The organism is Mesorhizobium sp. M7A.F.Ca.ET.027.03.2.1 (assembly GCF_003999175.1).
Lineage (GTDB): Bacteria > Pseudomonadota > Alphaproteobacteria > Rhizobiales > Rhizobiaceae > Mesorhizobium.
Map to the genome: position 1 here is coordinate 1 of NZ_RZOM01000845.1, position 2,781 is coordinate 2,781.

Genomic DNA, 2,781 nt, shown 5'->3' on the forward strand with positions numbered 1-2,781 from the left:
GGGCACGGCGCACCTGAAAACCGCCGATGTCCTTGGCGTTCGGGATGACCATCAATTCGATCTGGTCGCTGGCTAGGGCATCGCCCACCTCAGGGTCTTTCCCGGGGAAGAAGCTCATGGACTCTCCTTGACGGTGGTCGAAGGCCGCCTGGCCGCATCAGGCAAAGCGGATCGCCGCCTTTGCCCGCAGCTTGGCCGCCACCTCTTCGCGATTACGCGGATGCTGATGGGTTTCCAGGGAATCGAGCAGTTCGCGCGCCGAGGCCGCGATGGCTTCGACGGCATGGTCGAAGGCGTGCTGGTTCTGCTTCGAGGGTCGCGTCGTTCCGCTCAGCTTGCGGACGAACTGAAGGGCCGCGTCGCGCACCTCGTCATTGGTTGCCGGCGGATCAAAATTGAACAGGGTCTTGATGTTTCTGCACATCGCTTCCGTATCTCCTCTTGTCCTTGAGCTGTTTCAATCGGGACGAGTTATATCCTCGATCATGATCATGTCCAAAAACCGGTGAGGCGAGCCTATGTTCGGACCGGGCCTCAATCCGCGTCGAGCGGCTCCGTTCCGACCGGCTTGCCGTCGCGCGACAGCCTGATCTTCTCGACTTTGTCCTCGGCGGCCTTCAGCAGCCGGTCGCAATGCGCCTTCAGCGCCTCGCCACGTTCATAGATCTTGATCGACTGGTCGAGCGGCACGTCGCCACGCTCCAGATCATCGACGATCTTCTCCAGCGCATCGAGTGCCTGCTCGAAGCTCATCGCCTTGACGTCTTCGTTGGTCTCATCGGCCATCATTCATCCTTTCATCAGTCGCCCGACATGGGCGGCGACCGAAAATGCCAATCCCTGCAGATCGTAGCCGCCCTCGAGCAGGCTGACGAGCCGGTTGCCGCTGTGGCGTGCCGCGCGCTGCATCAGTTGGCCGGTCGCCCAATCGAAATCATCCTCGGTCAGATTGATCTCGGCCAGCGGATCGCGGTGGTGCGCGTCGAACCCCGCCGAAATGATAATCAGGTCGGGCGCGAAATTGTCGAGCGCGGGCAGGACGCGCGACAGGAAGGCATCGCGAAACACCTCGCTGCCAGTCTGCGGCGCCAGCGGCGCGTTGACGATGTTGCCGGCGCCCGTTTCGTTCTTCGCTCCGGTGCCGGGATAAAGCGGCATCTGGTGTGTCGAGCAATAGAGCACCGACGGATCGTCCCAGAAAATGTCCTGCGTGCCATTGCCGTGATGCACGTCCCAGTCGACGATGGCAACGCGCTCGACACCGTGTTTCTTCTGCGCATAGCGCGCCGCGATCGCCGCCGTGTTGAACAGGCAGAAGCCCATGGCGGTGCTCTTTTCGGCATGATGGCCGGGCGGCCGGGCGGCGACGAAGACGTTGTCGGCGCGGCCCGAAAAGACGTCATCGACGGCGGCGTTGGCGGCGCCGATCGCGGTGATCGCCGCTTGCCAGCTCTTCGGACTGGCAGTGGTGTCGGCATCGATGCGGGCAATCCCCTCGTCGGGAATGGCGGCGCGCACGCGGGCGACGAAATCGGCGGGATGCGCGTAGAGGATGGTGGCCTCGTCGCCTTCCGGCGCCTGGATACGATCGAGCCCGGCAAAGGCTTCCTCATCGAGCACGCGCTCGATGGCACGCAAGCGGTCGGGCCGCTCGGGATGTCCGGGCGGCGTGAGATGCTCGAGGAAGATCGGATGGGTGTAGAGACGGGTGGTCATCGTCCTAATCTAGTGACCCGGATCGACAAAGGCCATGCACGGGCGGCCGATGACTGGGGAAAATCGCGACTGCGTCCATTCGCGTCGCTGCAAGCATTGGCCCCGCGGGCGCTTCGGCGTAAGATCCCTGGTACTGCCTGGTGCCCGCCGCAAGCGGGAGAATCGGGAACACGGTTGAATTCCGTGGCGTGCCCAACGCTGTGAGGGGGACCGCGCCGGTAAATGCCACTGTCGATGACGGGAAGGCACCGGACGCGGGTTGATCCCAAGCCAGAAGACCGGCCTGGCAGGCATCGTCATCCGCATGGTCAGGCGGATGATATCAATTGCAATCGCAAGGGGACAAGCGATGCCGGAACACCTGACCGCTGCTGTTGGCGACGGATTTGACCAGAGTGCGCGCGATGCGGTCTATCGCGCCATGTTCACACGGCGCGACGTGCGCAGTCATTTCCTGCCCACCCCAATTGATGACGACGTGCTGGCGCGGCTGCTGCTTGCCGCGCACCATGCGCCGTCTGTCGGCTTCATGCAGCCTTGGAACTTCATCGTCATTCGCGACGCCGAGCGACGGGAAAAGATACGCGACCTGTTCCTGGCGGCGCGCGAGCAGGAACTGCCGGCGATCGACGAAGAGCGGCAGGAACTCTACCGCAAGCTCAAGCTGGAAGGCATCTGCGAAAGCGCGCTCAACATCTGCATCACCTGCGACCGGCAGCGCTCGAAGGGTTCGCCGCTGGGACGCTGGCACAATCCGGAGATGGATCTCTACAGCACCGTCTGCGCGGTGCAGAATTTCTGGCTGGCCGCGCGTGCCGAGGGCGTCGGTGTAGGCTGGGTCAGCATCATCGAAGCGCAGGCGCTAAAGCGGCTGTTGGCCATTCCGGACCACGTAACGCCGATCGCCTATCTCTGCGTGGGCCGTGTTTCCGAGTTCGCTCCCAAACCGGACCTTGAAACGCATGGCTGGGGACGGCGGCTGCCGCTGCCGGAGCTGATCATGAGCGAGACCTTTTCCGGGCAAGGCGAGACACAGCTCAAATCCACCGTGGCGCGCCTCAACAC

At 63.3% G+C, this 2,781-nt stretch carries 4 protein-coding genes and 1 riboswitch; of the genes, 1 reads left to right on the forward strand and 3 read right to left on the reverse strand.

Annotation, left to right across the window (positions count from 1 at the left end; all coding sequences use genetic code 11):
* Positions 1-157: 157 nt before the first annotated feature.
* The 3 genes from EN750_RS27840 to EN750_RS27850 all read right to left on the reverse strand — a co-directional run bounded on the left by EN750_RS27840 (position 158) and on the right by EN750_RS27850 (position 1,716).
* Complete coding sequence (locus EN750_RS27840; RefSeq protein WP_027035955.1) at positions 158-424, reverse strand: DUF2277 domain-containing protein; 267 nt, start codon at positions 422-424, stop codon at positions 158-160.
* A gap of 110 nt (positions 425-534) precedes the next feature.
* Positions 535-786 carry an exodeoxyribonuclease VII small subunit gene (locus EN750_RS27845; protein ID WP_127268720.1) on the reverse strand — a complete coding sequence of 84 codons (252 nt, stop codon included), beginning with the start codon at positions 784-786 and terminating at the stop codon, positions 535-537.
* Between the two features lie 3 nt (positions 787-789).
* Complete coding sequence (locus EN750_RS27850) at positions 790-1,716, reverse strand: histone deacetylase family protein (RefSeq protein WP_127398621.1); 927 nt, start codon at positions 1,714-1,716, stop codon at positions 790-792.
* A 121-nt stretch (positions 1,717-1,837) separates the two neighbouring features.
* Positions 1,838-2,018: riboswitch (cobalamin riboswitch) on the forward strand.
* A gap of 47 nt (positions 2,019-2,065) precedes the next feature.
* Between EN750_RS27850 and bluB the strand changes: the two genes are divergently transcribed.
* A partial coding sequence (bluB, locus tag EN750_RS27855; protein ID WP_127398623.1) for a 5,6-dimethylbenzimidazole synthase occupies positions 2,066-2,781 on the forward strand: 716 nt, incomplete at its 3' end.

Bases quoted from the DNA above. Each gene is read 5' to 3' on its own strand.
- EN750_RS27840 (WP_027035955.1), bottom strand. From the start codon at position 424: ATGTGCAGAAACATCAAGACCCTGTTCAATTTTGATCCGCCGGCAACC.
- EN750_RS27845 (WP_127268720.1), bottom strand. From the start codon at position 786: ATGGCCGATGAGACCAACGAAGACGTCAAGGCGATGAGCTTCGAGCAG.
- EN750_RS27850 (WP_127398621.1), bottom strand. From the start codon at position 1,716: ATGACCACCCGTCTCTACACCCATCCGATCTTCCTCGAGCATCTCACG.